Raw genomic sequence first — 26,354 nt, 5'->3', positions numbered from 1 at the left:
GGGAACGCGTGTCAGGGAGGGTATCCGGATGAGCAAGATCGTCGTCGCCACCACACAATTCGCTTGCAGCTGGGAGCTGGAGCGCAATCTGGACACAGCGGAGAGCCTGGTACGGGACGCCGCCGCCAGGGGGGCCAACCTGGTGCTGTTGCAGGAGCTCTTCGCCACCCCCTATTTCTGTATCGAGCAATACCACGGCCATCTGGCGCTGGCGGAGTCGTTCGAGCAGAGCCGGGTGCTGCGCCGCTTCTCGGCCCTGGCGCGGGAGCTGGGGGTGGTGTTGCCCATCAGCTGGTTCGAACGTGCCGGCAACGCCTGCTTCAACTCCCTGGCGATGGCGGATGCGGATGGTCGCCTGCTCGGGGTCTATCGCAAGACCCATATCCCGAATGCCATCGGCTATCAGGAGAAGGAGTATTTCAGCCCGGGGGATACGGGGTTTCGGGTCTGGGACACGGCCGCTGGCCGCATCGGGGTCGGCATCTGCTGGGATCAGTGGTTCCCGGAGGCGGCCCGCGCCATGGCGCTGCAGGGGGCCGAACTGCTGCTCTATCCCACCGCCATCGGCTCGGAGCCGGGGGCAGAGGGGCTCGATTCGCGGGATCACTGGCAGCTGACCCAGCGCGGCCATGCCGCCGCCAACATCATGCCGGTGATCGCCGCCAACCGCATCGGACGCGAGGTGGCGACCCGGGATCCCGCGTTGCAGATGCGCTTCTATGGCTCCTCCTTCATCACGGATCACAAGGGGGCTCTGCTGGCCGAGGCGGACAGGGATACCCCGGGCGTGCTGGTGCGGGAGCTGGATCTTGCCGCCATGGCCGAGGAGCGGCTGACCTGGGGCATCTACCGGGATCGCCGCCCCGAGATGTATGGCGCCTTGCTGAGCCTGGATGGGCAGGGCCAGCGGGGAGGGCGTCCATCATGAGCGCCTTGACCAAGATAGCCACGGCACTGGCCCTGCTGCTGGGTCTGGGGGCCCAGGCCGCAGAAGGGACGGGGGAGGCGACAGAGGAGAAGGTGCTGCGCCTCTACAACTGGTCCGATTATTTCGCCCCCGATACCCTGAGCGAATTCACCCGGGAAACCGGGATCCGGGTCATCTACGACGTGATGGACAGCAGCGAGACCCTGGAGGCCAAGCTGATGGCGGGTCGCAGCGGGTATGACCTCATCTTCCCGGGGGACACGGTGGCGGAGCGGCTGATGCGGGCGGGCAGTTTACAGCCGCTCGACAAGGGCAAGCTGCAACACCTGGGGGACATAGACCCCGGCCTGGCGCGGTTGCAGCAGGCCTACCCCCATGCGAAGGAGGCCGTGGTGCCCTACACCTGGGGCACCATAGGGCTCACCTACAACGCGGACGCCATCCGGCAGAGGATGCCGGATGCCCCGGTCAGCAGCCTGGACATGCTGTTCAAGCCCGAGCTGGCGGCGAAATTTGCAGATTGCGGCATCTCGGTCATCGACTCCCCGGACGAGGTGCTGGCGGTGGTGCTGCACTATCTTGGGCGGGATCCCCGCAGCGGCAAGGCGGACGATCTGGAGGCGGCCCTGGCCCTGCTCAAGGGGATCAAGCCCTATATCCGCAAGTTCCAGTCCCAGCCGGTAACCCAGCTGGTGAACGGGGATCTCTGCCTCTCCCTGGGCTACAGCGGCGACATGACCCAGGCCAGGCGCGCCGCCGCCGAGGCGGGCAAGCGGGTCGACTTCGAATACCGATTGCCGAAGGAGGGGAGCACCATCTGGATGGACACCATGGCGATCCCGGCGGATGCCCCCCATCCTGACTATGCCTATGCCTATGCCTATGCCTTTATCAACTTCGTGATGCGCCCGGCCAACATGGCGGCCATCACCAACAGCACCGGCTATCCGACTGCCAGTGCCAAGGCCAGACCCATGGTGGATGCCACCATGACGGCCAACCCGGATATCTACCTGGACGAGGCCAGCTACCAGCGGCTCATTCCGGGTCAGGATATAGCACAATCCCAGATGCGTGCCCGCATGCGAGCCTGGACTCGCTTCAAGAGCAGCCTCTGAACCCAGGAGTAGAACGATGTTTTCCCGACGCCACGTATTGAAACAGCTGGTTGCCCTTGGCGCCATTGCCGGGTTTGGCAGCCTGCCCGGTGCCCGCGCGGCCTTCGCCGCCGGCGAACCCGGCGCCGCCGCTCGCTACCACATGCCGGAGGAGTCCTCCCCCCAGGCCCTGGTGTGGGTGGCCTTCGGGGCCACCAGCGAGATCTGGGGTCGCCACTACAAGGAGGTGCAGGCCACCATAGGGCGGCTGGTGCAGGCCATGGTGCCCTACGCCCGGGTCAACGTGCTCTGCCACGAGGATGACGAGGCGCTGGCGCGCCAGTTGTGCGGCGAGCGCAACACCCACTTCGTCCACGCCGAGATGGATGACATCTGGCTGCGGGATACCGGCGGCGTCTTCGTGCAGGACGAGCAGGGAGGGCTCGGGCTGGTGGACTTCAACTTCAACGGCTGGGGTGACAAGCAGGAGCACAGCCATGACGCCAGGGTCGCCGCCCTGGTGGGCCGGCAGACCGATGCCTATTACCTGCAGAGCGAGCTCATCGGTGAGGGGGGCGGCATCGAGGTGGACGGCAACGGCACCGCCATCATGACCGAGAGCTGCTGGATCAACAGCAACCGCAACCCCGGCCTCACCAAGGCGCAGGTGGAGGCGGAGCTCAAGGCCAACCTGGGGCTGCGCAAGATCATCTGGCTGCCGGGGATCAAGGGCCGTGACATCACGGATGCCCACGTGGACTTCTACGCCCGCTTCGTGCGCCCCGGGGTGGTGGTGATCAACATGGACAACGATCCCGACTCCCACGACTACAAGGTGACCCGCCAGCACCTCGCCATCCTGCAGCAGGCGACGGACGCCGACGGCAACAAGCTGGAGCTGCATCAGCTGCCGCCGCCCCTGGGCGGGCGGGACAACAAGTTCAGCCGCAGCCCGGACTTTGCCGCCGGTTACATCAATTACCTGCCCATCAACGGCGCCGTCATCGCTCCCCAGTTCGGGGATGCCAGGGCCGACCGTCATTGCCGGGATCTGCTGGCCCGCCTCTATCCGGGGCGCAAGATAGTGCAGATAGACATAGACCCGGTGGCGGCCGGGGGCGGCGGCATCCACTGCATCACCCTCCATCAACCTGCCTGATCTTACGCGCAGGCCGCCTCTGGCGGTGTGACGCAGGACAAGGGGCGCCTCGGCGCCCCTTGTCCTTGCTGGCGTTCCATGGCGCCTCGCTCAGATCCCCGTCATGCCGATCTCGTCGAGCTGGACGTGAGGGGGTTGGCGCAGGGTGTAGAGCACGGCCTCGGCCAGATCCTCCACCTGCAGCCAGCCGGGCTTGCGATCGCCCGGGCAGGCCGGGGGCGGCACCTGCACCAGTCCGGGACAGAGGGTGTGGACCCGGATGCCCTGATGCTGCACCTCTTCCCGCAGTGCCCGGGCGAACCCCAGGACCGCAAACTTGGCAGCGCAGTAGACGCTGGCCCTGGCATAGCCGTGCCTGGCGGCCTGGGAGGCGATGTTGATGACGGTGCCGTGGCGGTTTGCCAGCATGTCCGGCAGGCAGGCCCGGGTCAGCAGGAAGGTGCCCTTGGCACAGGTATCCATCACCCTGTCCCACTCCGATTCCGGCAGATCCTGCACCAAGTGGTCGCTGCCGACCCCGCTGTTGTTGATGAGCAGATCGACGGGGCCGAGCCGCTCCCGGATCCGGGCATGGCCGTCCCGCACCTGATCGCCGTCGCACACATCCAACGCCAGTGCCATGACTCGCACCCCGTATCGCGCCTCCAGTCTGGCCGCTTCCTGCTCCAGCAGCCCCAGGCGGCGGGAAGCCAGGATCAGCTCCACCCCCTGGCTGGCCAGGGCCTCGGCGATGGCCAGTCCGATGCCGCTGGCGCCGCCGCTGATGAGGGCCCGTGTTGCTCTCAGTTCGTTCATCTTGTCTTCTCCTCCAATGGTGCAGGCATTGTGGCGGGCGCCTTCGGCAGGGAACAGGGGAGGGGAAGGAGTGATTCGAACCCTGGTTCGTGTTTTGGCATTACGGTTCGAACTTTGGTTCTAAACGCCGCGACCAGCCGTTGGCTCGATTAGCCGTAAGGGGTAATCGGACGTTCGCGTAAATCAATTCTCCCGATATAACAGCCATCCATATTTCCCTGCTGCAGATGCCGATGATTCATGGGCACACCGGGACAGCTGCATCTCGATCGTCCGATTACGCTTCGCTAATCGAACCTGCATGGGACGGTAATAAACAAAAGAGCCGCCCTGGGGCGGCTCTTTGCATCGGGGATGAATGAATCGTCACGGCGCCTTGGGCGGTTCCACCAGAGCGCTCGCCGGTTGGTCATCTTCCTTGATCCAGGCATCCAGCAGGGTGTAACCCACCGCCAGTACCACGGGGCCGATGAAGAGACCGATGATCCCCATGGCCAGCAAGCCGCCGATGACCCCCACCAGGATCAGGATCAGCGGCAGGTCGGCCCCGCGCTTGATGAGGAAGGGGCGCAGGAAGTTGTCCATGGTGCCCGCCAGCAGGGACCAGACCAGCAGGAAGGTGCCCCAGGTGGTGTCCCCGCTCCAGTAGAGGTAGCCGACGCTGGCCAGCAGCACCGGGAAGGGGCCTATCTGGGCGACGATCAGCAGGAACATCAGCACCACCAGCACCATGACATAGGGAATGCCGGCGATGAGCAGGCCCAGGCCCGCCACCGAGGATTGCACCAGGGCGGTCACCACCACCCCCATGGCGACGGCGCGGATGGCCTGGGAGGCGAGCACCACCGCATTGTCACCGCGCTGGCCCGCCAGACGGTGGGCGAAGCGGCGAATGCCTTCTGCCGCCTTCTCTCCCGAGTGGTAGAGCAGGCCGCAGATGGCCACGGTCAGCAGGAAGTGGACGAACAGCAGGCCGAGGTTGCCCGCCTGGGCCGCCAGCCAGCGGGCGGTCTGGCCGAAGTAGGGGGCCAGCTTGGTGAACAGCACCTGGCCGCCGCTCGCGAGGATCTGCTGCCAGAACTCATAGAGCTTGTCGCCCACCAGGGGGACTTGCTGCAACCAGAGCAGCTCGGGGGGCGGGGATTGGCTGAGCTCGGTGCCCAGCTCGATGAGCATGGGGGCCTTCTCCGCCACGTTGGCCAGCGTCATGAAGAGGGGAATGACAAAGATGAGCAGCAAGATGCTGGTCATCAGCAAGGCCGCCAGGGTGCGCTTGCCCCACAGCAGGCGCTGGGCCATCTGCATCAGGGGCCAGGTGGCGATGGTGATCATGGTCGACCACACCAGGGCGGGCAGGAAGGGGCGCAAGACCATGAAGCACGAGATGATGAGCAGGCTGAGGAACAGCAAGCTCAGAGTGATCTTGGCCAAATCCACTTTTTTCATATTCATGGCATTCCCTTAACGAGGGGTTGAGCGCCCGGTTCGGGCACCGTGACGGATAGCGGACAACGACCACCAGAGCCCGGCGCTGAGCCAGAACCCCAGGCAGCCAAAGAGCCACCCTTGTCCCGCGAGGATCAGCAGAGAGCTGCTGGTGAGCGCGGGCACCAGGAACAGGAGCCCTGCCACGACCAGTCCCCCTGCCAGGGTCAGCAGTGCGGCGGGCAGGGCGGGAGTGGGGCTCCGTTCGAGTGATAGCAGATTACCCGATACCAGCCCCAGGGTGAACATGGCAAGCCCGGCCAGGGCGGTGGACTGGGTGAGCCAGGCCGAGAGGGCGCTGGCGATGAGTAGCCCGGCCCAGGGGAGCGGGCGTGCCGCCAGCTTCGCCAGCGGGGCGCGCAGTGCCAGCAGCAGGGCCCCCAGGGCAAGGCCGGCCACCACATCCGAGAGGAAGTGGACCCCCAGCCAGACCCGGGCCAGCCCGGCCACGCCGGCCAGCAACAGGGCCAGCAGGGCCCCCTGCCATGCCCGCAGCGCCGGCAGCCAGCCAAGCAGCAGGCCCCAGTAGAGCAGGGTCGAGGCGGCGTGGCCGCTCGGCATGCCGAAGCCCTGGGCACTCTGGCGGGCCAGCTCGGGCTGCAGGTGGAAGGGCCTGGGCCAGCCGATGCCCGCCTTGAGCAGGTTCACCACCAGGGTGAGCAGCACCATGGCAAACAGCAGGTGGCGCAGCCTGGACCAGCCGAGCAGGGGCAGCAGCAAGGGCAGCAGCGCCAGCTGGAAGGGGGCCGAGCCCAGCAGATTGCCCGCCCTGGGCCAGAGCGCATCCGGCCCGAGCCATTGTTGCAGGCGCTGGAGCAGCGGCAACTCGGCGCGGTGCAGCGCACTGGCCGCGTCGCTGAAATCCGTCACCCACAGCACCTGGCTCTCGGGCACCTCGGCCAGCCTCGGGGCTATCCAGTCGAGCTGCGCCGGGAAGCGACGCTGGTCAAGGGGCAGGTCGGCGGCCGCGATCAGTCTGGCGTTCAGGATCTCGCCACCGAGATCCGGGGCCTGGAGCAGGGAGACAAACCCCGTCCCTCGCTGGACCCGCAGGGGTTCCAGGGTCTGGCAGGCGAACACCCTGGCCCGTTGCCAGCGCCCCAGCTCGCCGGTGACGCGACCCTGCAGGCCGGTCTCCTCGAACAGCTCGCGCAGGGCCGCCTGCTCCGGGGTCTCCCCCCTGTCGATGTAGCCGCCGCTCAGGCTGTAGCGCGAGGAGAGCCTGTCCTGCACCAGCAGGATCCCTTGCTGGTGGCGGATCACGCAGGCGGCCGCAGAGGGAGGGGATTCGGCGCGGGAGGCGGGCAGGGCACCGCCCAGCAACAGCAGCAGGCAGAAGACGACTCGAAACATGATGACACCCAGGGGCAAAGAGTGGGGACAAGGGTCACAGAAATCAGACGGCCGGGCAATGGCTTGCAGGGGGCACCGACCCTGTCGGGGATGCAAGGATTGCCGTCTGCGCGGGCAGTCCCTAGTATTGGCGGCTATTGTTCTTCTCATTCACTACATTGTGGGGCTCTTCATGCGACAGTTCGGTTTCTTTCTGGGGATTGCCATCGGCGTCATCCTGATACTGTTTGGCAGCATCGTCATCTTCCAGGCCCTGCCTGCGGCGCTGGACGTGCTGGAGATGCCGAGCCGAATCCCCTTCGTGCGCGAGGTGTACACCTGGCTGATGAGCAGCGCCAACGGGCTCACCGCCCAGCTGGAGCAGAACTTCCTGGAGGCCTTCCAGACGGTGCTCAAGCTGATCCTGCTCATCACCTTCATGTGGGTCTGCGTCAAGCTGGTCAACATGGGGGTGCTGATCATCCGGGCCGGCGTCGACCTTATCCGCACCGCCATCGAGCACAGCGAAGAGAAGGGTGCCAAGCCCACCGAGCAGGACCGCCATTTCTGATCTTCCCCTGCCACGGGTCAGATAAACAACAGGCCATCATGTGATGGCCTGTTTTTATGGTGGCATGACGCTTAAAAAAGTCAGTTAAGCAGTTTTTCCAGCTCCGCTTCGGCATCCGCCCTGGCCTGATCGCTCAGGGTGCCGGAGGTCGCTTCCCGCTTCTCGCCCTGTTGCTGCACCGCCTTGGCCGCCTGCTGCTGCGCACTGGTCGCGGCACTGATGGTCGCTGCGCTGCTGGCGGCTTGTTGCTTCGCCGTGGTTGCGGCGCTGCTGGCGGCTTGTTGCTTCGCCGTGGTTGCGGCACTGCTGGCGGCCTGCTTGGCGCTGTCGCTCAATGCCTTGGCGGTTTGCTGCTGCGCACTGGTCGCGGCACTGATGGCCGCTGCGCTGCTGACGGCCTGCTTGGCGCTGTCGCTCACCGCCTTGGCGGCTTGCTGCTGCGCTGTAGTGGTGGCGCTGCTGACGGCCTGCTTGGCGCTGTCGCTCACTGCCTTGGTGGCTTGCTGCTGCGCCGAGGTTGCGGCACTGATGGTCGCTGCGCTGCTGGCGGCCTGCTTGGTGCTGTCACTCACCGCCTTGGTCGCTTGCTGCTGCGCCGTGGTTGCGGCACTGATGGTGGCTGCGCTGCTGGCAGCTTGCTTGGCGCTGTCGCTCACTGCCTTGGCGGCTTGTTGCTGCGCCGTGGTGGTGGCGCTGCTGACGGCTTGCTTGGCGCTGTCGCTCACTGCCTTGGCGGCTTGCTGCTGCGCCGTGGTTGCGGCACTGATGGTCGCTGCGCTGCTGACGGCCTGCTTGGTGCTGTCACTCACTGCCTTGGTGGCTTGCTGCTGCGCCGTGGTGGCGGCACTGCTGGCGGCCTGCTTGGCGTTGTCGCTCACCGCCTTGGTGGCTTGTTGCTGCGCCGTGGTGGCGGCACTGCCGATCACCTGTCTGGTGGAGTCGGACAGGGCCTTGCTGGCGCTCTGTTGCAGGCCCCCCATCATGGTGCCCAGCAGAGAACTGCCCGCGCCCGTGAGCCCCTGACCGGCACCGGTCAGGGCCGTGGCGGCCGGGGTGGCCTGGGACTGCCAGCCCTGCATGGCGCTGGGCCAGGTCGGGGTGGCGGCCGTCAGGTTTTCCCCGAAGACCTGGGTCGCCCCGTCACCTTTTTGCACCATGACGGCGAGCTGGTTGGTGTCGGCGTTCCAGACCATGCCGGCCTGTTTGGCCACGTCCGGCACGGGGGCGTAGCGGGAGACCACGTAAAAGAGCGGCCCCTCCTGTTGCAGCTCGTCGGCGGTCTTGAGCAACTGCATGGTGCTCTCGTAGTTGGGCCCCAGCATGGCGGTCATTCTGTCCTTGATCAGCGGCTGCTCGAACAGGTTGGCCTCGTTCGGATCGAAACCGACCAGCGGCTTGAGCAGGGCCCACATCAGCTGGCTGGTGGGGCTCATCATCAGCAGGGGGGCGACACAGGCGGACAACATCAGGCTCAGGCAGGCAGCCTTGAGCAACGGCATGATACGCATTGACAACATATCCAGTTAATTATCTGATTATTAAGGGTTATTCATTACCGCATCCCGGCGATGCCGGTGGGGGCCCACGGCAGAACCCTGACAGGCCTTGGCGGGCGCAGGCAGGCTATCATATTGCTTCCGGAATGCCAGATGAGCCGACATTTATTGGTCAAGTCGAGGGCTCTGCTGGTCGCTTTACACTTTCACTCCCCCGTGACAGGAATTCCCATGATCCGTTGTGCAGGTTGTCTGCTGGCCCTTGGCTGGCTCTTCCCCGCGTTGGCCGCCCCGGCGTCCAACACCCTCAGCCACTCGGTGGGCACCGAGCTGGTGCTGCCCCTTGGTTCGCTGCCCGAGCGGGTGTGCTGGTATCAGGATCAGAAATACTCCCAGGGGGCCCGTATCCAGCAGGGGGAGCTCTGGCTGGAGTGCGCGCCGCAACAGGCGATGGAGACCAATGGTCCCCTGATCTGGCGAGAGGTGACGACTCCGTCACAGAGTGGTGAACCGGAGGGCAACCAGCGGACGATCCGGGTGGGCCAGTGAGCCTTTTCTTGATCCAGCTACAGACACGGGCGTGATCTCTATCGCATAATGCGGCTCTTTCTTCTCTTGACTGGGATCTAAGCAATGGCTCGTCGCTCTTCCAATGCACAACGTCGTCGCAGTAGCTGGTGGTACAAACGCTTGTTGGCAAGGGAGCGGGAAGAGCGCGAAGCGCGTTCCGTCCGGGATTGATACCGCATTAAAATCGGAGCCTCGGGCTCCGTTTTTATGGGTGACTAAACGTGCATTACCGCAGGCAGGTTTATTACCACAGGTGGATAATGGTGCCGTGCTGCCAGTGCACAACGTCGTTGCCGTCGTGAGCTGGCGGTACAACCCCTTCATTCATCAAGACCGTCATGCGAGAACGGGGGCCATCAGGCCCCCGTTTTGCTTTTGCAGAGGTTGGCTGCCTGCGGCTTAACGCTGCAGGGCGGCCAGGGCCAGCTCGACCCGTTTGGCGTACTCGGGGTCGGCCTGCTCGAAGTGCCTGAGCTGGGCCGCGACGATGGCGTCATCCTCCACATTGATGAGGGAGCGGGCCAGGTTGGCGGCGAGGCGGGCGCGCTGTCCCTCGTCCATCAGGCGGAAGAGATCCCCCGGCTGGCTGTAGTAGTCGCTGTCATGGTCACGAAAATCATGGTGCAGGGCAGCCCCTTCCAGACTCAGGGCCGGTTCGTGCTGCTCGCTCGGCTGCTGGGTGCCGAAGCGGTTCGGTTGGTAGTTGGGGCTGGCGCCGCCATTGCTGTCTGCCCGCATGGCGCCGTCGCGGTGGGCGCCGTGGTGGAATGGGCAGCGCGGGGCGTTGACCGGCAGCAGGCCGTGGTTGACGCCGAGGCGATAGCGCTGGGTGTCACCGTAGGAGAAGAGCCGACCCTGCAACATGCGATCCGGCGAGAAGCCGATGCCGGGCACCACGTTGGCCGGGGTGAAGGCGGCCTGCTCCACGTGGGCGAAGTAGTTGTCCGGGTTCTGGTTGAGCTCCAGCACGCCCACCGGGATGAGCGGGTAGTCCTTGTGGGGCCACACCTTGGTGAGGTCGAACGGGTGGATCTTGTAGGTCTGGGCTTCGGCCTCTGGCATCACCTGCACATAGACCTTCCAGCGCGGGAAGTCCCCCCGCTCGATGGCGTTGAACAGATCCGCCTGGCTGGTCTCTCTGTCCTGACCGACGGCGGTGGCCGCCTCTTCATCGGTGTAGAAGCTGTGGCCCTGCTCGGTCTTGAAGTGGAACTTGACCCAGAAGCGCTCGTTGGCGTCGTTGATGAAGCTGAAGGTGTGGCTGCCATAGCCGTTCATCTCCCGCAGGCTCCTGGGGATGCCGCGATCACTGAACAGTATGGTGACCTGGTGCAGGGATTCCGGGTGGCGGGACCAGAAGTCCCAGGCGGCGGTGGCGCTGCGCAGGTTGGTGCGGGGATCCCGCTTCTGGGTGTGGATGAAGTCGGGGAATTTCAGGGGATCGCGAATGAAAAAGACCGGGGTGTTGTTGCCCACCAGATCCCAGTTGCCCTGCTCGGTATAGAACTTGAGGGCGAAGCCGCGCACGTCACGCTCGGCGTCGGCGGCCCCCTTCTCGCCGGCCACGGTGGAGAAGCGCAGGAACACCGGGGTCTGCTTGCCGACGGCGTTGAACAGGTCGGCCTTGCTGAAGGCGCTGATGTCGTGGGTCACGGTGAAGGTGCCGTAGGCGCCCGAGCCCTTGGCGTGCACCACCCGCTCGGGAATGCGCTCGCGGTCGAAGTGGGCGAGTTTCTCCATCAACCAGATGTCTTGCATCAGGACGGGGCCGCGGGGGCCGGCGGTGAGGCTGTTGTTGTTGTCGACAACGGGGGCGCCGTTGGCGCTGCGCAGGGTCTTGTCGGTCATGGCGGGTCTCCTTGTAATGAGTCGCCAGACTAGGGGAAGTGGGGGAGCGGCTCCAATGGAGTGTGCCTAACCCTTTGATTGGTTTCGCTGATGGGGGTGGAAACAGACGCCAGCCTTGCGGCAAGATGGGATTCAGCCAATCAGGAGGTCTCATGTCCATCACCATTCGCCGCGCCGGGCCGGAAGATGCCGCCGCCCTGCGGGATCTTCACGCCATGCCCCATGCCCAGGCGGGCACCCTGCAACTTCCCTTCCCCTCCCTGCAGCAGTGGGAGCAGAAGCTGACCCCGCGGGATGGCATCTACAGCCTGCTGGCGGAGTGGGAGGGGGAGGTGGCGGGCGCGCTGGTCCTGATGGTGGAGCCGGCCCCCCGCCGCCGCCACGTGGCGAGCATCGGCATGGCGGTACACGATGACTGGGCCGGGCGCGGGGTGGGCACCGCCCTGATGCAGGCTGCGCTGGATCTGGCGGACAACTGGCTCGGCTTGACGCGGGTGGAGCTGACGGTCTGGGCCGACAACCAGGCGGCCCTGGCCCTCTATCGCAAGGCGGGCTTCGTGGAGGAGGGCGTTGCCCGGGATTACGGCCTGCGTCATGGGGTGCTGGTGGATGCCCTCTACATGGCCAGGGTGCGCCGATGATCGACTATCGCGAGCGCCTGACGCCGGTGCTGAGGGCACTGGAGCAGGATCCTGATCTCTCCATCGAGGCGCTGGCGAGTCGCGCCTGCCTCTCCCTCTACCATTTCCACCGGGTGTTCACCGCCGTGGTGGGGGAGGCCCCCGGCGAGATGTGCCGCCGCCTGCGGATGCAGCGGGCGGCCTGGCAGCTCTGCTACACCGATGCCAGCGTCACCGCCATCGCTCTGGGGGCGGGGCTTGGCAGCTCCCAGGCTTTCGCCAAGGCGTTTCGTCGTCACTATGGTTGCACCCCGGGGGAGTTTCGCCGCGACAAGGGCAAGAACGGACACCTGGATCGCAAGGAAGGACACGCATGGCAAGGGGCACTCCCTTATGCTGAAGGCCACTCATCAGCAAGGAGCAACACCATGAACACCGTCGAGATGGACGCCCGCACCCTGGCCTATATCCGCGTGACCGGCCCCTATGGCGAAGGGTATGACGCCGTCTGCCATCGCCTTCACCAGTGGGCCGCGCCCCGTGGCCTGGAAGGAGGAGAGTGGATCTTCATCTACCACGACAACCCCGAGGTGACGCCGCCGGCCCAGTGCCGCACCGACATCGGCATCAGCGTACCGGTGGGCACCCTGGGGGCGGGGGAGGTGGAAATTCAGCTCATCCCCGCCGGGCGCTACGCCCAGTCCCGCTATCTCATCACGGATCGCAGCCAGTACGGGGAGCGCTGGCAGGAGCACATCGGCGATATCGTCGCGGCCGGCCTCGCCTTTGGGGACGGCCCCTGCTTCGAGCTCTATCACAGCGTGAGCAATGACCCCCTGCGGGATGACGTGAGCTTCTGCTCCAGCGTGCGCTAGGCAGGCGGCAATAAAACGAGGCGCCCAAGGGCGCCTCGTTTTATTTGGGGTCAATGACCACCGCAGATATCAGGGCTGGCTGGGCACCTTGTTGCGGCGGGACTTCCACCACCAGCGCAGGCGGATCTGGGAGATGAGCATCCCCGCCAGCATCAGGGCGCAGCCGACCACGGCCCGTTCGTCCAGATGTTCCCCCAGCAGCAGGACACCGCCGATGGCGGCGAACACCGTCTCCAGGCTGAGGATGATGGCGGCATGGGCCGGATGGGCACCGCGCTGCCCCACCACCTGCAGGGTATAGCCGATGCCGACCGAGACCAGACCGGCGTAGAGCAGCGCCTGCCAGCCCGCGACGGCACCACTCGCCGTCGGGGTCTCGATGACGAAGGCCGTGGCCAGGCTGAGCAGGCCGCACACCACGAACTGCACCCCGGCAAGACGAATGGGGGCGACCCGGTTCGAGTAGTGATCCAGCACCAGCAGGTGCACGGCCCAGAACAGGGCCCCGATCACTTGCAGCAGATCGCCGTAGCCGATGGTGAACTCCTCGGTGACGCTGAGGTAGTAGAGCCCGGCCATGGCGATGAGGGCGCCAATCCAGGTGTTGGCCCCGGTCTTGTGGCGCAGGGCCAGGCCGATGACGGGGACCAGGATGATGTAGAGACCGGTGATGAAGCCCGCCTTGGCGGCCGTGGTGTAGAGCAGCCCCACCTGTTGCAGGGAGGCGGCGGAGAAGAGCACGGTGCCGGCGATGAGGCCCCCGGTCAGCAGCAGGCGGTGATCACCGGCAGGCTGGGGTGGCTGGCGTGACTTGAGCCACCACAAGAGCAGCAGCAGGGAGAGGGCGCCCAGCAGGAAGCGCAGACCGTTGAAGGTGAAGGGCCCCATGTGATCCATCCCCAGACGCTGGGCGACGAAGCCCAGCCCCCAGATGGCGGCGGCCATCAATAACATCATGTTTGAACGCATACGGAATCATCCCTGAGAAAGAGTCTCGGCGGCACTCGGGCCCCGCCATTACGATACCTGCGAGAAGGGGCGTTTGTCGTCAGCCATTTGTTGCCGGGCGAGGGCAGGATCAGCGGCTGGCCAGCTTGGCGAGCAGGGGCAGCAGGGCGAGCAGCAGCAGGTTGCCCCTAAGGATCCAGATCACCCAGAACTGCTGCTGGGTGGAGACAAGGGGAGCCCGTCCCTGGCGCAAGGATCGGCGCCAGTGGTGGAACAGCCGGCTGGGGTAGCCAAAGCTGATGGCCATGGCGAAGAACATCAGCAGCTTGGTGCGGTAACCCGGATTGGCAAACAGGATGGCCGGTGGCTGGGGATGGGCGACCACCAGCAGCACTCCCGTGATGAAGATGAGCAGCAGGGCCAGGGCGGCCAGGCTGTCAGCCAGCAGCAGCTTGCGCACCTGCTCGATGGACATGCCGCGCCGGAACAGGAAATACTCCGAGGTGATGGCACCGGTCAGGGTGATCACGGCGCAGTAATGGAGGGCAGTCAGCAGTTCCGGTTTCAACATCCAGGCCAGTTCCTTCTCGTTGGCCACCTGATGCGCTTCCCTTTGGACGCCATCAGGTGGGGCTGATATTCTGACACTACACGATGTCAGGGGATAGCATGGAGTCAGGGTTGGATAAGCGAGCAGTCTCCAAAAAGACCTGGTCCCTGGTGGCACGGATGCGCCTGGGCCTGCTTCTGCTCTTCATTCCCGTCCTGATGCTGGGCGCCATCTACTACCTGCACATGGAGCGCAGCCTGCAGCGAGAGCTGCAACAGCGCCTGCTCGCCACCAATCACCAGTTGCGCCACGTCTTCATCGAGCCCTACCTGAACGAGATGGAGCGTCAGTTCTCCCTCATCTACGACCAGGTCAAGGTGGAGGACATCAGCGGCCCCCGTCTGCGCAACACCGACTCCTATCTCAGGGAGTGGCGTCTCTACAAGGGGGTGATGGCGGATCTCATCTACATCTATGTGGGCACCGCCGAGCGCCAGATGCTGATCTACCCCGAATGGCAGGCGGATGCGGACTTCGATCCCAGGGTGCGCCCCTGGTATCAGCTGGCCAGCCAGCATGTGGGCAAGATGGTCTGGACCGAACCCTACTACGACTACACCAACGGCACGCTGGTGATCGCCCTGGCGCGGGCCATCACCGACAAGGAGGGCAAGGTGCGGGGGGTCTTCGCGGTGGATGCCATCCTGGCCCCCTTCTCCGCCCAGCTGAACCGGCAGTGGAACAGCGGCTACCAGATGATCGTCAACCAGTCGGGCAAGGTGCTGGCCCACCCCGATCCCTCACAACTGCTCAAGCCCATGACGCACCCGACCTGGCTCTCCCGCTTCAGCGGGGAGGACGGCATCTTCCTGGATCAGTCGTCTCGCCAGTTCGTGGCCTACAGCCGTCTGCCGGACCACAACTGGGTGCTGATCAGCGTGTTGCCCGCCTCCAGCATCCAGGCGGTGGTGGCGAGCGCCTCCCTCAACGTGCTCGGGATCATCCTGCTGGCCAGCGTGCTCTACATGGTGCTGGCACTGATCTGGTCCCGTTATTTCAGGCGGATGCTGGACGAGATCTCCACCGTGATCCGGGCCAGCCGGACCCAGCCTGACGAGGTGCACCAGGGGGGGATGCGCGAGCTCAGGCACGTCTATGCCGAGCTGGCGGAGGTGAGCAAGGATTATCACGAGGTGCGCCAGCAGGCGAACCTCGACAAGCTGACCGGCCTTTACAACCGGCGCTTCTTCGACGAGCGGTTGAATCGGCTGCTGCTCGATCAGGACAGCTTCTGCCTGGCCATGATCGATCTGGACGGTTTCAAGCGGATCAATGACACCTATGGTCACCAGACCGGGGACGTGGTGCTCAAGCGGGTGGCCAGCTTTGGCGCCAAGCTGCTGGGGGATCATGGCTGGGTATGCCGCTATGGCGGGGAAGAGCTGGTGGTGCTGTTCGCCAATCCGGACATCCACTTCTGCCAGATGCTGCTGGAGCAGTACAGGATTGGGGTGGCCTCCCTGCACTGGCGTGAACCCGGTCTTGGGATCACCTTCAGCGGCGGCCTGGTGGCGAGTGCCCCCGGGCTTGGGGCCAGGAGCCTGCTGACCATGGTCGATGCCGAGGTCTATCGCGCCAAGGGTGACGGCAAGAATCGCATCTACATGGTGGATCCCCTGGCTCCCCGGGACGACTCGCCCTCAGGGGATGGCATGTTGAGCAAAGAAGAGGCCTGAGGGCCTCTTCTTCATTGCGCGGATCAAGGGTGCAACTGCCAGGTCCAGAGGGGCCAGCCCAGCTCCTCGGCGCACTGGCGCAGGGCGGGGGCCGGATTGACCGCATGGGGATGGCTCACCGCCTGCAGCATGGGCAGATCGTTGTGGGAATCGCTGTAGCCGAAGCTCTCCTGCCAGAGGTGTTCCTTTCCGGCAAAGAGCTGGTTGATGCGGGCCACCTTGCCTTCGCGAAAACTCAGGGTGCCGCGGGTCTGGCCGGTCAGCATGCCGGCTTCCTCGTCGAGCAGGATGGCCACGCAGTGATCCATCCCCAGCATCTGCGCCATGGGGGCCACCAGATGCTCGCCGGAGGCGGAGATGAGCACCAGCTCGTCGCCACGCTGGCGGTGCCACTCGATGCGGGCCAGCCCCTCGGGGTAGAGGCGCTCCCGCAGCACCTGTTCGGCAAAGCGGGTGCAGAGGGAGTCGAGCCACTGGCGCGTCCTGCCTGCCAGCGGTTGCAGGGTGAAGGCCATGTACTGGTGCATGTCCATCTTGCCCTGATGGTAGAGGGACATCATGGCCTGCTCCTCGGCCACCATGCCCGCCGGGGCCAGCTCCTGGGCCACCATGTACTCCAGCCAGAGGCTGGCGGAATCCCCCGCTATCAGGGTCTCGTCCAGATCAAACAGTGCCAGGGCCATGGCTGCTCCTCGGGTTGGCTGCCAGCATCGGGGTACTGGCTAAAAAATGAATGGGATTCATGGCGTTATGCTACCTCACAGAGTTGATCCCGGGCCACCACCAGGGTCACGGCGCTGCCCACCGGCAGCAGATCGCCGGCACGGCGGTTGAGGCAATCCACCGTCAACAGCCCCGCCTCGCACTCCACCTGATAGCGGATGACGTTGCCGAGCAGCTGCTGCTGGCGAACGATGCCGGGCAGGCTGGGCTCGTGGCTGACCGCCCCGGCGGGCAGCAGGGTGATGGACTCCGGCCGCAGCGCCAGCTTGCCGCGAAAGCGCGGGCCGAACAGGGATTTGGCCTGCTCGCCACCCAGCAGGTTGTAGTTGCCGATAAAGCCCGCCACGAACTCGCTGGCGGGGCGGGTGTAGATCTGCTCCGGTGTGCCGCTCTGGACGATGGACCCCTTGTTCATCAGGAAGATCCGATCCGACAGGGTCAGCGCCTCCTCCTGATCGTGGGTCACGAAGATGGTGGTGAGCTCGAGGCGCTGCTGGATCTCGCGGATCTGCTGGCGCAGGCTGCGGCGGATGCGGGCATCCAGCGCCGAGAGCGGCTCATCCAGCAGCAGGATCCGCGGCTGCACCACCAGGGCCCGGGCCAGGGCCACTCGCTGGCGCTGGCCGCCGGAGAGTTCGCCCGGATAGCGGCGCTCGAAGCCGGTCAGCTCCACCAGCTCTAGCGCCTCCTGTACGCTGGCGGCGAGATCCCGCCCCGGCTGGGGCTTCATCTTGAGGCCGAAGGCGACGTTGTCCCACACCGTCATATTGGGGAAGAGCGCATAGCTCTGGAACACCATGCCGATGCCCCGCTTCTGGGGTGCCTGCCAGGTGATCTCCTCACCGGCTACCCGCACCTGACCGCCATCCACCGGGGTGAGCCCGGCCAGCGCCCGCAGCAGGGTGGATTTGCCGCAGCCGGAGGGGCCGAGCAGGGTCACCAGCTCCCCCTTGCGGATGCCGAATTCAATTCCCTCGAACACCTTGGTGTCGCCGTAGGATTTGTGCAGTTGATTCACTTCTAGATGGAACATGTTGATTCACCGATGAAATCTGTTGGCCGCCCAGGTGAGCAGCAGGGTCAGCAGGAAGTAGCTCATCACCAGTGCGCTGGTGAAGTGGCCCGAGGTGGCACGCATGTTGTAGAGGTAGACCTGCAGGGTCTCGTAACGGGTGCCCACCAGCATGTTGGCAAACACGAACTCCCCGAGCAGGAAGGAGAGGGAGAGAAACAGCGCCGCCAGCAGCCCCTTGCGCAGGCAGGGGATCACCACCAGCAGGAAGGCGCGGGCACTGCTCGCCCCCAGCAGGTGAGCGGCATCCATCAGATCCTTCAGCGGCACCCCTTGCAGGCTGTTGGCCAGCGCCCGGTACATGAAGGGGAGCACCACGGTGAACCAGGTGCCGATGAGGATCCACGGCGTGCCGATAATCGGCAGCACGCCGTCAGCGTAGATCTGCAACAGCCCCACCGAAGAGACCACGGGTGGCACCGCGAAGGGGAGCAGGATCAAGAGGTTCATCCAGGGATCCAGCCTGGGGAAGTAGTAGGCCACCACCAGCACGGTGGGCACTAGTACCAGGGTCCCCAGCAGCAGGGTGGCGAAACAGACCAGGAGGCTGCGGCCAAAGGCCGCCAGAAAGCGCGGGTCACCCCAGAGTTTGAGATACCAGTCGAGGGTGAAGCCGTCCGGCAGCAGGGTCGCCCCCCAGCGGGTGGAGATGGAGTAGAGAAAGGTAGCCAGCAGCGGGAGCAACAGGGTGGCGACCAGCGCCCCCAGCACCCATCTGGGCCAGCGCGGCGTCAAATCATGCATGGGATTGCCCCCTGTTCACATAGCTCTTTTTCAGCAGCCACTGGTTGGCGGCCGTCACCACCCCCAGCAGCACCATCAGGATCACCGCCAGCGCCGCCGCGAGATTCGGCTCAAGGAAGATGTCGCCGGAGACCAGACTGGCCACCCGGATGGTCACCAGATTGAAGTTGCCGGTGGTGAGTGCGTAGGCTGAGGCATAGGCCCCCACCGCGTTGGCAAACAGGATGATCAGGGTGCCGAGCAGGGCTGGAGTCAGCACCGGCAGCGCCACGTGCCAGACATACTGCCCCTTGCTCGCGCCGAGCAGCGCGGCCGCTTGCGGCCACTCATCCTGCAGCGCATCGAACGCCGGGTAGAGCAGCAGCAGGGCGAGCGGGATCTGGAAGTAGGTGTAAATCAGGATAAGGCCGCTGCCCGAATAGAGGTTGAAGCCGTCGATGAGGCCCCAGGATTTGAGCAACAGGGTCACTGCACCGTTGATGCCGAGCACGATGATGAAGGCGAACGCCAGCGGCACGCCGCTGAAGTTGCCGGTCATGGTGACGAAGGCCAGCAGCACCCGCTTGACCCGCTCGCCGCTGTGGCGCAGGGCCGCGGCCCCGAGGGTGCCGATGGCGAGCCCCGCCAGGCTGGCGATGCCGGCAATGCGCAACGAGTTGCCGAAGGATTGCAGATAGAAGGGGGAGCTCAAAATCTCCCGGTAGTGGTCGAGACCCCAGCCATCGGGGGTCTGGACGCTGCCCACCAGCACCCACACCATGGGGGCGAGCTGGAACAGGATCATCAAGAGGACAAAGGGCAGCAGCACCAGGACCGGCAGCCAGTGGCGGCGCTCCCGGCGTGGCTTCACCTGTTGATCCGCGAGGATCTCGGTGGTGGCAGGCATCATCAGTGCACCTCGAGCATAAAGGCCGCCTTGAGCAGCGGGGGGGCTGCCGGCTTGTCGTGGGGAACTCCCAGCAGATCCGCCATCAGGGCGCAGAGCTGGGTCTGGGCGATCACTACCCCATCCGGCCAGCGCTCGACGAAGGCATCGCCAAACAGCCAGAGCGGCACAGTGCGCTCTTCTGGCAGGGTGCCGCCGTGGCTCAGGTCGTTGTTCATGCCGTGATCCGAGGTGATCACCACCTGATACCCCTCTGCCAGCCACTGGGGCAGCAGGTCGGCCAAGAGGCTGTCCATGCGGCGCGCCTGATTGCGGTACTGACGGGAATCGAGGCCAAACTGGTGGCCCGCATCGTCCACTCCCATGGGGTGGATCAGCAGAAAATCGGGGTCGTACTGGCTGCGCAGCCACTCGCCATCCATCAGCAGATGGCTGTCGGGGTAGTTGTCATCCCAGTAGAAGCAACCGTGCTGGATGGGCAGCTGCTCGTCGTGGGTAAAGCGATCGCGGGCCGCCAGCCAGGGGCTCTTGTTGTAAAGCTCGCTCACCCAGTAGTAGGCCGCCGCTGCGGTGCGTTTACCCGCGGCCCGGGCCAGATGGAAGATGGAGTCGTGTTGGCTCAGGCGATTCACCCCGTTGTGGGTGATGCCGCTCGCCACCGGCGGCACGCCGGTCAGGATGCACTCGTAGAGAGGGCGGGAGAGGGAGGGCAGGGCGGCACTCAGGGTCGTATGCAGGCCGCGCTCTGCCTCCACCATGCCACAGAGGTAGCCCATGCAATGGGCTACCTCTGCTGCCAGGCCATCCACAAGTACCACTATCACCTTGTGTTGCACTGGCCGCTCCTTACTGCATGTTGATCATGACGGTTTCCTGCCACTGGCGCGGCAGGGCCTTGGAGCTCTGCTCCCAGGCGGCGTGATCCTGCACCGGCTTGGCGTTGGCGTACTGCTCGGCCGGCAGCAGCTTGGCCTTGACGTCATCCGGCAGGGTCACGTTGCTGCGAATGGGGCGGGCGTAGCCACGGGCCAGGTTGATTTGACCTGCATCGGAGAGGATGTATTCCCGCGCCAGCTTGGCGGCGTTGGGGTTCTTGGCCCACTTGTTGATGATGGTGGTGTAGCCGGCGATGACGGAGCCGTCGCTCGGGATCACCACATCAAACTTCTTGGGGTCGATCTGGTCGCGGTAGTTGAGGGCGTTGAAGTCCCACAGCACCCCCACTTCCACTTCGCCTTTCTCGATGTTGGCGATGGTCGGGTCGTTCAGCGACAGACGGCCCTGCTTGGCCAGCTTGCCGAACAGATCCAGGGCTGGTTTCAGATTCTTCTCGCTGCCGCCGGTGGCATAGGCCGCCGCCAGCACGCCGTTGTTGGCCTGGGAGGCGACGCCCACGTCACCCAGGGTCACCTTGTAGTCGCCACCCAGCAGGGATTGCCAGCTGGTAGGGGCGGCCTTGACCAGATCCTTGTTGATCAGGAAGGCGATGGTGCCGGTATAGGCCAGCATCCAGTGGCCGTCCGCATCCTTGGCCCAGTTGGGAATGTCGGCCCAGGTGGAGGGCTTGTAGGGCTGGGTGACCCCCTGCTTGACCGCCACCGGGCCGAAGGCGCCGCCCACGTCGCCGATGTCGGCGGTGGCGTTGGCCTTCTCGGCGGCGAACTTGGCGATCTCCTGGGCGGAGCTCATGTCGGTATCCTGATGCTTGATGCCGTAGATGCTGCCGAGCTGCTGCCAGGTATCCTTCCAATTGGCCCAGCTGTCCGGCATGCCGACGCTCTGGAGCTGGCCCTCACCGCGGGCGGCTTTTTCGAGATCCGCGATGTTCTCGGCGGCAAACAGCGGTTGACTGATGGCCACCAGGGCCAGTGCACTTGCGATCACGCTTTTCATCATCCCATCCCTCTGGACTAGGTCAGTTAAGGTTCGAGAGGGATGCTAGAGGGGAATTATGACGGTGGCGGGGCGCTTTGATGGCAGTTTCGTGACAATCGCCCTGTCATGGCGCTGTCATCAGGGGCGGTTACAACTCGGGGTCGACAACCTCTGGTCTACTCCAGTGGTGTGCAAATCCGAATGACCGACAGGGATGTGACAGTGACAGAGCGATTGAGTGAACAGGGGATGGCCAATGGCCGCACACCCTCCAAGTGCGAACAGATTTGCCGGACCCTGCGCCGCTATATCGGTAGCGGACACCTGGCGGCGGGGCAGCAGCTGCCCGCCGAACGGGCGCTGAGCGAGCGCTTCGCCACCACCCGCATCACCATCAAGGAGGCGCTCTCCAGCCTCGAGGCGGACGGCCTCATCTACCGGGCCGAGCGGCGCGGCTGGTTCGTGGCGCCGCCTCGCCTCACCTACGATCCCGCCATCCACACCCACTTTCACCAGTGGATTGGCGAGCAGCAGCGCACCGCCGAGACCCGGGTGCTGGCCCATGGCAACCAGCTTGCCAGCAGCGAGTTGTGCCGCTGGATGGGTCTGGAACCCTTTACGCCGCTCTACGAGATCCGCCGCCAGCGGCTGATCGACGGTCGCCCCGTGCTGCACGTCAGCCATCACCTGCTGGCGAGCCGCTTCCCCGGCATCGCCAGCGCTCCTCTGGCCAGCTCCCTCACCGAACTCTACCGGCAGCGCTATGGCATAGGCCAGGGCTGGGCGAGCCTCGAGATCACCCCGTCGGCGGCCCGGGGAGAGATAGCCCGCGCCCTCAACCTGGCCCAGGGGAGTGCCGTGCTGCGGTTGGTGCGGGTCAATCATGACGAGGAGGGGAAGCTGGTGGATTGCGACATCGAGCACTGGCGACCGGACGCCATCCGCATCTGCCTGGATACCCGGGCACTGCAACCGCTCGCCACCGGCGCGCGGCAGGTGCAACTGGCAGAGTAGCGGCGTTCTGGCGCTGACATGGCGGATCCCGCAGGATCCACCGGGATCAGTTGTCGATGTTGGGGATCAGATCGTCGAAGCTCTGGTAGCCGCAGTCCGCCAGTTGCAGCGACATGGTGTAGGTCTTGCTGCCCTCCCGCTGGCCGATGGCGGGGCGGTTGAGCTTGAGCTCCTGATGCCAGTACTCCTTCATGCGATCGATCAGCGCCATGGCCTCGCTCTCCCCCAGATGGAGCTGGCACAGCGCCATGTAGTTGTTGGGCCTGTGCATGTTCTCCACCAGATAGTCCCCCAGCACCGACATGGCCTGGCGCGCCTGCTGGCGGGCGAAACGGCTGTGCTGCTCGAAGCTGATGCGCTCGCTGATGAGGAAGTGGTAGCTGTTGTCGATGCCAAGCTGCAGGATGCCGAGCTTCTCCAGCTTGCGCAGATAGAGGTAGCAGGAGGCATCGGTCAGGCCGTACTCCCGCTTGAGATCGATGAGGGTCTTGTCGCGCCAGAAGATGTTGGCGAGGAAGGCATAGAGCCCCGGCTCCTTGTGAAACGCCTCGTCCTGCTCCTGGGTAAAGACGGCCCGGCGGCTCTGGGCATCCTGGGTCCGGTCCAGCAGCTCTTCGAAGGAGAGTCCCACCAGATGGCAGATCTCCAGCAGGGTGTCGAACGGCAGGGAGGGCTTGTTCATCATGCGCTTCACGGTGGCGATGGAAACCCCCATGGCTTCTGCCAGGGTCTGATAGCGGATCCCCTTGTCAGTCAGGGTTTTCTTCAGGGTGTCGAGGATGTGATTGGCCAGTGTCTGGCTGTAGGTCATGCAACTATTCCTTTATCTGCATTTTTAGTCGTGTCAGAAATTGAGTGGTTTGTCTGTATCGGGCTCAAATTTTGACACCTAGAAAAACCAGAGGAGGGTAACCCGGTGATAATGGCGGAAATGGCCTGACCAGTTGTGGTGCAAGGTGGCAGAAAGTGACACTCGGTGGTGCATATCCTTCAACCTTTCAACATTTTGCTGGTGATGCATATTACATCGCACATAATTCAACACGAATCGGATTCAATACCTTCCTGGTTGAGAAAACGATTGTTTGCTTCCAATTTAAGGGTTTTTTTAACCGCAAGGTTTTATTCTTTCCTGGCATTGAGCGGAACTCGCAAGAGGTCCGCTTTTTTTCTTTTCTCCGAATCTGAGCCCGTCGTCAAGAATGGGGCGCAGTTTTGGTACTTCCTGCGCCACCGACCCCGGAAGGCAGTCCTTTATTCCCCCTGACCGGCAAACAGCTTGGGGATCTCCCGCACCAGCCAGCTCTTGGCCTTGCCCATGGTGTCCCGCCGCCAGGCCAGCACGACCTGGATCTGGTGGCGATATTCGGGACTGATCACCTTGAGTCTGCCCGCCTTGATGTCCTCCTCAATCCAGCGTTGCGGCATGGTGCCGATGCCGAGCCCCGCCAGCAGGGCGTCCCGCTTCTCCCCCATGGTGCTGACGGTCAGGCGCGGCTGCTTGTCGAGCAGGCGGTAGGTGAGCACCGGCTTGCGCAGTGCCGTGTCGGCCACCGCGATGGCGCGATAGCGGCGCAGGGTCTCGTCCGCCAGGGGCTCGGGTTCCTGATGCAGGGGGTGATCGGGATGGGCGACGTAGAGCATCACCTCCTCCCTGAGCACCTGGTGCTTGATGCCGGTCATGGCGATATCGGCATTGAGGGAGGAGATGAGCAGGTCGGCGCGGCCATCCTCGAGGCACTCCCAACTGCCCGCCAGCACCTCGGCGCGAAACCTCAGCCGGGTATCGGTCTGTTCGGCCAGCCGATCCACCAGGGGGTAGAGAGCCTGTACCGGCATCAAGGCATCGACGGCGATGGTGATGTCGGTCTCCCAGCCACGGGAGAGGGCCCGGGTCTCCCCCACCAGGTGCTCGGCCGCCTCCAGCAGCACCCGGCCCCGCTCCAGCAGCATGCGGCCCGCCGGGGTGAACTTGGTCCTGTGGCCGCTGCGGTCGAACAGCATGGCGTCCAGCTCGTCTTCCAGCTTTTGTACCGTGTAGCTCAGCGCCGAAGGCACCTTGCCCAGCTCGTCGGCCGCCGCCGCGAAGCTGCCACGGCGGTCGATGGCGTCCAGCACCCGGATCGCCTCCAGGGTCAGCGCCCGCTCCTTGTTCGATTCCTTGGCCATATCCAACCTTCAATTTTTTTGAATGTGTTTACCAGATTATCTCGCTAACAACTTAGGGGAAGTCACTTTAATATTCAATCAACGCTTAGGCAGGAACGCCTGGCAGCCAAATAAAAGGTAGTTCCGGGCTGAGACATCCTCAAACACGATGTCTGATGTCAGCAAAAGAACAACATAGTATTTGAATGATCTCTTGCATGGATGCATTGATTCGGGCCCAAGGGGCCTTGGCAATGACATAAAACCCAAGAGAGTGAATGAACATGAAAAACGTAATCAAGATGCTGGCCGTTGCAGGCCTGATGACCGCAGGTGCCGCCCAGGCTGCCGTTCCCGCTGACTTCAATGCCGCCCCGGGCGTGCTGTTCGTCAACTGGAGCGCCACCGCCGCGATGGACGGCAAGGCCAACCCCATGCTGGAGGTGCGCGACGAGTCCGGTGATCTGCTGGCTTCCGTCCACGCCAACCTGATGGGCACCCAGCAGGTCGCCATCCCGAGCCGCACCCAGGGCAAGCTGACGGTGAGCCTGGGCAACGAAAGCAGCAGCTACCGCATCCCCTTCGGTCTGGGTGACGGTCGCCAGCGTTAATGAACCAACTTGGTCAGTGAGGAGCACACCATGATGAAATTGAGAGCCGCAGAAGCACGGGGCAAGGCCAACTTTGGCTGGCTGGATGCCCGTCACAGCTTCTCCTTCGGTCACTACTATGACCCGGAATGGATGGGACACTCTGCCCTGCGGGTCATCAATCAGGATCGGGTGGCGCCGGGTGGCGGTTTCGCGACCCACCCTCACGCCAACATGGAGATCCTCACCTGCGTGCTGCAAGGCACCATAGAGCACAAGGACAGCCTCGGCCACGCCGAGCAGATCCCGGCGGGGGATTTCCAGCTGATGAGCGCAGGGTCCGGCATCCGGCACAGCGAGTACAACCCCTCGCAGACCGAGCCGCTCTCCCTGTTGCAAATCTGGATCGAGCCGAATGAACACGGCACGACCCCGGGTTATCAGCAGAAGAAGATTGAAAACAAGCCCGGGATGACGCTGGTGGCGTCACCGGACGGCGAGGCGGGATCCTTCAGGATCCGCCAGCAGGCCCGCGTATGGCGGCTGCAGCTCGCAGAAGGGGAGACCCTGGAGTGGGCACTGCAAGGGCGTCATGGTTACCTGCACATGATTTCAGGGGAGCTGACCGGCAACGGTCTGGCTGCCCGACCCGGCGACGGGCTGCTCAGCCGCGACGAGTCGAGCTGGGTGCTCACCGCCTCCAGGGGGAGTGAAGCCCTGCTGTTTGACCTGCCTTGATAGAAAAATCTTGGCGAAATGAATGAGTTAACAATTAGCTTTTACACTGTAAATACCATGATGGTAAGCAAAGGAATATGACGATGGACAAGATGAAAGATGTGGCACTGCTGGTGGGTCGTGTACTGCTGGCGCTGATGTTCGTGATGGCTGGCTGGGGCAAGATCGGCGGTTACGCCGGTACCCAGGGTTACATGGAAGCCATGGGCGTGCCCGGGTTCATGCTGCCCCTGGTGATCCTGCTGGAGCTGGGTGGCGGTCTCGCCATCGTGCTGGGCCTGTTTACCCGCAGCCTCTCCGTGTTGCTGGCCGGTTTCACCCTTATGGCCGCCTTCATCTTCCACTATCAGCCTGCCGAGCAGATGCAGATGCTGATGTTCATGAAGAACGTCTCCGTGGCCGGTGGTTTCCTGGCCCTGGCGGCGGCCGGTGCAGGGGCTTTCAGCCTGGATGCCCGCCTCGGCAAGCACTGGTAATACCCTGACGTTTCAAGTTTTCCAACGCCTTTTGGCCGGTGCCCTGCACCGGCTTTTTTGTGCCCGCTCTCCGGGGAT

The 26,354-nt window shown here is 64.3% G+C and carries 27 protein-coding genes; 12 read left to right on the top strand and 15 right to left on the bottom strand.

Annotated elements, in window-relative coordinates:
• Positions 1-28 precede the first annotated feature (28 nt).
• From aguB to I6L48_RS02260, 3 genes are read left to right on the top strand one after another with little or no spacing between them, the layout of a single operon-like run.
• Complete coding sequence (gene aguB / locus I6L48_RS02270) at positions 29-928, top strand: N-carbamoylputrescine amidase (RefSeq protein ID WP_201935366.1); 900 nt, start codon at positions 29-31, stop codon at positions 926-928.
• Entirely contained in the window at positions 925-2,046 is a 1,122-nt protein-coding gene (locus I6L48_RS02265; RefSeq protein WP_216987744.1) for an extracellular solute-binding protein, read from the top strand. Before aguB ends, I6L48_RS02265 begins: the two co-directional genes overlap by 4 nt.
• A gap of 16 nt (positions 2,047-2,062) precedes the next feature.
• Positions 2,063-3,184, top strand: a complete 1,122-nt coding sequence (locus I6L48_RS02260) for an agmatine/peptidylarginine deiminase (protein WP_216987743.1) — start codon at positions 2,063-2,065, stop codon at positions 3,182-3,184.
• Positions 3,185-3,274: 90 nt separating this feature from the next.
• Here I6L48_RS02260 and I6L48_RS02255 read toward each other — a convergent pair whose 3' ends face one another.
• The 3 genes from I6L48_RS02255 to I6L48_RS02245 all read right to left on the bottom strand — a co-directional run bounded on the left by I6L48_RS02255 (position 3,275) and on the right by I6L48_RS02245 (position 6,817).
• Positions 3,275-3,979, bottom strand: a complete 705-nt coding sequence (locus tag I6L48_RS02255) for an SDR family oxidoreductase (protein ID WP_042864806.1) — start codon at positions 3,977-3,979, stop codon at positions 3,275-3,277.
• A gap of 366 nt (positions 3,980-4,345) precedes the next feature.
• A complete protein-coding gene (gene ydiK / locus I6L48_RS02250) occupies positions 4,346-5,431 on the bottom strand; it encodes an AI-2E family transporter YdiK (protein WP_162726123.1) in 1,086 nt (361 codons plus the stop codon).
• Positions 5,432-5,440: 9 nt separating this feature from the next.
• Positions 5,441-6,817 (bottom strand): phosphatase PAP2 family protein, encoded by a 1,377-nt coding sequence (locus tag I6L48_RS02245; protein ID WP_113069110.1) that lies wholly within the window; start codon positions 6,815-6,817, stop codon positions 5,441-5,443.
• A 172-nt stretch (positions 6,818-6,989) separates the two neighbouring features.
• On the opposite strand from I6L48_RS02245, the gene I6L48_RS02240 reads away from it, so the two are divergent.
• Positions 6,990-7,367, top strand: coding sequence for a hypothetical protein (locus I6L48_RS02240; RefSeq protein WP_010675931.1), 378 nt, complete (start codon positions 6,990-6,992; stop codon positions 7,365-7,367).
• Positions 7,368-7,447: 80 nt separating this feature from the next.
• Here the strand turns inward: I6L48_RS02240 and I6L48_RS02235 are convergent, their stop codons facing one another.
• Positions 7,448-8,875 (bottom strand): hypothetical protein, encoded by a 1,428-nt coding sequence (locus I6L48_RS02235; protein ID WP_113069109.1) that lies wholly within the window; start codon positions 8,873-8,875, stop codon positions 7,448-7,450.
• A gap of 219 nt (positions 8,876-9,094) precedes the next feature.
• Here I6L48_RS02235 and I6L48_RS02230 point away from each other — a divergent pair, with 219 nt between their 5' ends.
• The gene (locus I6L48_RS02230) at positions 9,095-9,412 is read left to right on the top strand and encodes a DUF1496 domain-containing protein (protein WP_039040821.1); all 318 of its coding nucleotides are present in this window, start codon (positions 9,095-9,097) and stop codon (positions 9,410-9,412) included.
• A gap of 420 nt (positions 9,413-9,832) precedes the next feature.
• Here the strand turns inward: I6L48_RS02230 and I6L48_RS02225 are convergent, their stop codons facing one another.
• Positions 9,833-11,281, bottom strand: a complete 1,449-nt coding sequence (locus I6L48_RS02225) for a catalase (RefSeq protein ID WP_216987742.1) — start codon at positions 11,279-11,281, stop codon at positions 9,833-9,835.
• Positions 11,282-11,433: 152 nt separating this feature from the next.
• Here I6L48_RS02225 and I6L48_RS02220 point away from each other — a divergent pair, with 152 nt between their 5' ends.
• Together I6L48_RS02220 and I6L48_RS02215 are read left to right on the top strand one after the other, a co-directional pair.
• Complete coding sequence (locus I6L48_RS02220) at positions 11,434-11,922, top strand: GNAT family N-acetyltransferase (RefSeq protein ID WP_010675925.1); 489 nt, start codon at positions 11,434-11,436, stop codon at positions 11,920-11,922.
• Complete coding sequence (locus tag I6L48_RS02215) at positions 11,919-12,776, top strand: GyrI-like domain-containing protein (RefSeq protein ID WP_216987741.1); 858 nt, start codon at positions 11,919-11,921, stop codon at positions 12,774-12,776. Before I6L48_RS02220 ends, I6L48_RS02215 begins: the two co-directional genes overlap by 4 nt.
• A 69-nt stretch (positions 12,777-12,845) precedes the next feature.
• On the opposite strand, the gene I6L48_RS02210 is transcribed toward I6L48_RS02215, so the two are convergent.
• Both I6L48_RS02210 and I6L48_RS02205 read right to left on the bottom strand, forming a co-directional pair.
• Positions 12,846-13,745 carry a DMT family transporter gene (locus tag I6L48_RS02210; RefSeq protein WP_216987740.1) on the bottom strand — a complete coding sequence of 300 codons (900 nt, stop codon included), beginning with the start codon at positions 13,743-13,745 and terminating at the stop codon, positions 12,846-12,848.
• Positions 13,746-13,854: 109 nt separating this feature from the next.
• Positions 13,855-14,295, bottom strand: coding sequence for a DUF2214 family protein (locus I6L48_RS02205; protein WP_029314852.1), 441 nt, complete (start codon positions 14,293-14,295; stop codon positions 13,855-13,857).
• A 110-nt stretch (positions 14,296-14,405) separates the two neighbouring features.
• Between I6L48_RS02205 and I6L48_RS02200 the strand changes: the two genes are divergently transcribed.
• Positions 14,406-16,010, top strand: coding sequence for a sensor domain-containing diguanylate cyclase (locus tag I6L48_RS02200; RefSeq protein WP_216987739.1), 1,605 nt, complete (start codon positions 14,406-14,408; stop codon positions 16,008-16,010).
• 23 nt (positions 16,011-16,033) lie between these two features.
• Here the strand turns inward: I6L48_RS02200 and I6L48_RS02195 are convergent, their stop codons facing one another.
• From I6L48_RS02195 to I6L48_RS02170, 6 genes are all read right to left on the bottom strand, one after another.
• Positions 16,034-16,693: an HAD family phosphatase gene (locus I6L48_RS02195; protein ID WP_010675920.1), complete on the bottom strand. Its 660-nt coding sequence runs from the start codon at positions 16,691-16,693 to the stop codon at positions 16,034-16,036.
• A 65-nt stretch (positions 16,694-16,758) separates the two neighbouring features.
• Positions 16,759-17,766: an ABC transporter ATP-binding protein gene (locus I6L48_RS02190; RefSeq protein ID WP_216987738.1), complete on the bottom strand. Its 1,008-nt coding sequence runs from the start codon at positions 17,764-17,766 to the stop codon at positions 16,759-16,761.
• A 6-nt stretch (positions 17,767-17,772) separates the two neighbouring features.
• Entirely contained in the window at positions 17,773-18,549 is a 777-nt protein-coding gene (locus tag I6L48_RS02185) for an ABC transporter permease (protein WP_039040132.1), read from the bottom strand.
• Positions 18,542-19,438, bottom strand: coding sequence for an ABC transporter permease subunit (locus tag I6L48_RS02180; protein ID WP_216987737.1), 897 nt, complete (start codon positions 19,436-19,438; stop codon positions 18,542-18,544). Before I6L48_RS02180 ends, I6L48_RS02185 begins: the two co-directional genes overlap by 8 nt.
• Positions 19,438-20,271, bottom strand: a complete 834-nt coding sequence (locus tag I6L48_RS02175) for an alkaline phosphatase family protein (RefSeq protein WP_216987736.1) — start codon at positions 20,269-20,271, stop codon at positions 19,438-19,440. Before I6L48_RS02175 ends, I6L48_RS02180 begins: the two co-directional genes overlap by 1 nt.
• A 10-nt stretch (positions 20,272-20,281) precedes the next feature.
• Complete coding sequence (locus I6L48_RS02170; RefSeq protein WP_010675915.1) at positions 20,282-21,328, bottom strand: ABC transporter substrate-binding protein; 1,047 nt, start codon at positions 21,326-21,328, stop codon at positions 20,282-20,284.
• A gap of 183 nt (positions 21,329-21,511) precedes the next feature.
• Here I6L48_RS02170 and I6L48_RS02165 point away from each other — a divergent pair, with 183 nt between their 5' ends.
• Positions 21,512-22,324 carry a UTRA domain-containing protein gene (locus tag I6L48_RS02165; protein ID WP_216987735.1) on the top strand — a complete coding sequence of 271 codons (813 nt, stop codon included), beginning with the start codon at positions 21,512-21,514 and terminating at the stop codon, positions 22,322-22,324.
• A 46-nt stretch (positions 22,325-22,370) separates the two neighbouring features.
• Here the strand turns inward: I6L48_RS02165 and I6L48_RS02160 are convergent, their stop codons facing one another.
• On the bottom strand, positions 22,371-23,135 hold the full coding sequence (locus I6L48_RS02160; protein WP_010675913.1) for a helix-turn-helix transcriptional regulator: 765 nt from the start codon (positions 23,133-23,135) through the stop codon (positions 22,371-22,373).
• A 443-nt stretch (positions 23,136-23,578) separates the two neighbouring features.
• Positions 23,579-24,493 (bottom strand): LysR family transcriptional regulator, encoded by a 915-nt coding sequence (locus tag I6L48_RS02155; protein WP_010675912.1) that lies wholly within the window; start codon positions 24,491-24,493, stop codon positions 23,579-23,581.
• Positions 24,494-24,750: 257 nt separating this feature from the next.
• Between I6L48_RS02155 and I6L48_RS02150 the strand changes: the two genes are divergently transcribed.
• From I6L48_RS02150 to I6L48_RS02140, 3 genes are all read left to right on the top strand, one after another.
• The gene (locus I6L48_RS02150; protein WP_216987734.1) at positions 24,751-25,083 is read left to right on the top strand and encodes a hypothetical protein; all 333 of its coding nucleotides are present in this window, start codon (positions 24,751-24,753) and stop codon (positions 25,081-25,083) included.
• Positions 25,084-25,113: 30 nt separating this feature from the next.
• A complete protein-coding gene (locus I6L48_RS02145; RefSeq protein WP_010675910.1) occupies positions 25,114-25,800 on the top strand; it encodes a pirin family protein in 687 nt (228 codons plus the stop codon).
• Between the two features lie 83 nt (positions 25,801-25,883).
• The gene (locus I6L48_RS02140) at positions 25,884-26,276 is read left to right on the top strand and encodes a DoxX family protein (RefSeq protein ID WP_043154976.1); all 393 of its coding nucleotides are present in this window, start codon (positions 25,884-25,886) and stop codon (positions 26,274-26,276) included.
• Positions 26,277-26,354 lie beyond the last annotated feature (78 nt).

Source organism: Aeromonas sp. FDAARGOS 1418 (genome assembly GCF_019048585.1).
GTDB lineage: Bacteria > Pseudomonadota > Gammaproteobacteria > Enterobacterales > Aeromonadaceae > Aeromonas > Aeromonas caviae.
The sequence above is the reverse complement of the archived record's forward strand: the minus strand, read 5'-3'. Positions and strand labels throughout refer to the sequence as shown.

Bases quoted from the DNA above. Each gene is read 5' to 3' on its own strand.
- I6L48_RS02230 (WP_039040821.1), top strand. From the start codon at position 9,095: ATGATCCGTTGTGCAGGTTGTCTGCTGGCCCTTGGCTGGCTCTTCCCC.
- I6L48_RS02155 (WP_010675912.1), bottom strand. From the start codon at position 24,493: ATGGCCAAGGAATCGAACAAGGAGCGGGCGCTGACCCTGGAGGCGATC.
- I6L48_RS02220 (WP_010675925.1), top strand. From the start codon at position 11,434: ATGTCCATCACCATTCGCCGCGCCGGGCCGGAAGATGCCGCCGCCCTG.
- I6L48_RS02150 (WP_216987734.1), top strand. From the start codon at position 24,751: ATGAACATGAAAAACGTAATCAAGATGCTGGCCGTTGCAGGCCTGATG.
- I6L48_RS02180 (WP_216987737.1), bottom strand. From the start codon at position 19,438: ATGATGCCTGCCACCACCGAGATCCTCGCGGATCAACAGGTGAAGCCA.
- I6L48_RS02240 (WP_010675931.1), top strand. From the start codon at position 6,990: ATGCGACAGTTCGGTTTCTTTCTGGGGATTGCCATCGGCGTCATCCTG.
- I6L48_RS02190 (WP_216987738.1), bottom strand. From the start codon at position 17,766: ATGTTCCATCTAGAAGTGAATCAACTGCACAAATCCTACGGCGACACC.
- I6L48_RS02165 (WP_216987735.1), top strand. From the start codon at position 21,512: ATGACCGACAGGGATGTGACAGTGACAGAGCGATTGAGTGAACAGGGG.
- I6L48_RS02145 (WP_010675910.1), top strand. From the start codon at position 25,114: ATGATGAAATTGAGAGCCGCAGAAGCACGGGGCAAGGCCAACTTTGGC.
- ydiK (WP_162726123.1), bottom strand. From the start codon at position 5,431: ATGAATATGAAAAAAGTGGATTTGGCCAAGATCACTCTGAGCTTGCTG.
- I6L48_RS02160 (WP_010675913.1), bottom strand. From the start codon at position 23,135: ATGACCTACAGCCAGACACTGGCCAATCACATCCTCGACACCCTGAAG.
- aguB (WP_201935366.1), top strand. From the start codon at position 29: ATGAGCAAGATCGTCGTCGCCACCACACAATTCGCTTGCAGCTGGGAG.
- I6L48_RS02245 (WP_113069110.1), bottom strand. From the start codon at position 6,817: ATGTTTCGAGTCGTCTTCTGCCTGCTGCTGTTGCTGGGCGGTGCCCTG.
- I6L48_RS02140 (WP_043154976.1), top strand. From the start codon at position 25,884: ATGGACAAGATGAAAGATGTGGCACTGCTGGTGGGTCGTGTACTGCTG.
- I6L48_RS02255 (WP_042864806.1), bottom strand. From the start codon at position 3,979: ATGAACGAACTGAGAGCAACACGGGCCCTCATCAGCGGCGGCGCCAGC.
- I6L48_RS02260 (WP_216987743.1), top strand. From the start codon at position 2,063: ATGTTTTCCCGACGCCACGTATTGAAACAGCTGGTTGCCCTTGGCGCC.
- I6L48_RS02235 (WP_113069109.1), bottom strand. From the start codon at position 8,875: ATGCGTATCATGCCGTTGCTCAAGGCTGCCTGCCTGAGCCTGATGTTG.
- I6L48_RS02265 (WP_216987744.1), top strand. From the start codon at position 925: ATGAGCGCCTTGACCAAGATAGCCACGGCACTGGCCCTGCTGCTGGGT.
- I6L48_RS02215 (WP_216987741.1), top strand. From the start codon at position 11,919: ATGATCGACTATCGCGAGCGCCTGACGCCGGTGCTGAGGGCACTGGAG.
- I6L48_RS02170 (WP_010675915.1), bottom strand. From the start codon at position 21,328: ATGAAAAGCGTGATCGCAAGTGCACTGGCCCTGGTGGCCATCAGTCAA.
- I6L48_RS02195 (WP_010675920.1), bottom strand. From the start codon at position 16,693: ATGGCCCTGGCACTGTTTGATCTGGACGAGACCCTGATAGCGGGGGAT.
- I6L48_RS02210 (WP_216987740.1), bottom strand. From the start codon at position 13,745: ATGCGTTCAAACATGATGTTATTGATGGCCGCCGCCATCTGGGGGCTG.
- I6L48_RS02185 (WP_039040132.1), bottom strand. From the start codon at position 18,549: ATGCATGATTTGACGCCGCGCTGGCCCAGATGGGTGCTGGGGGCGCTG.
- I6L48_RS02205 (WP_029314852.1), bottom strand. From the start codon at position 14,295: ATGTTGAAACCGGAACTGCTGACTGCCCTCCATTACTGCGCCGTGATC.
- I6L48_RS02225 (WP_216987742.1), bottom strand. From the start codon at position 11,281: ATGACCGACAAGACCCTGCGCAGCGCCAACGGCGCCCCCGTTGTCGAC.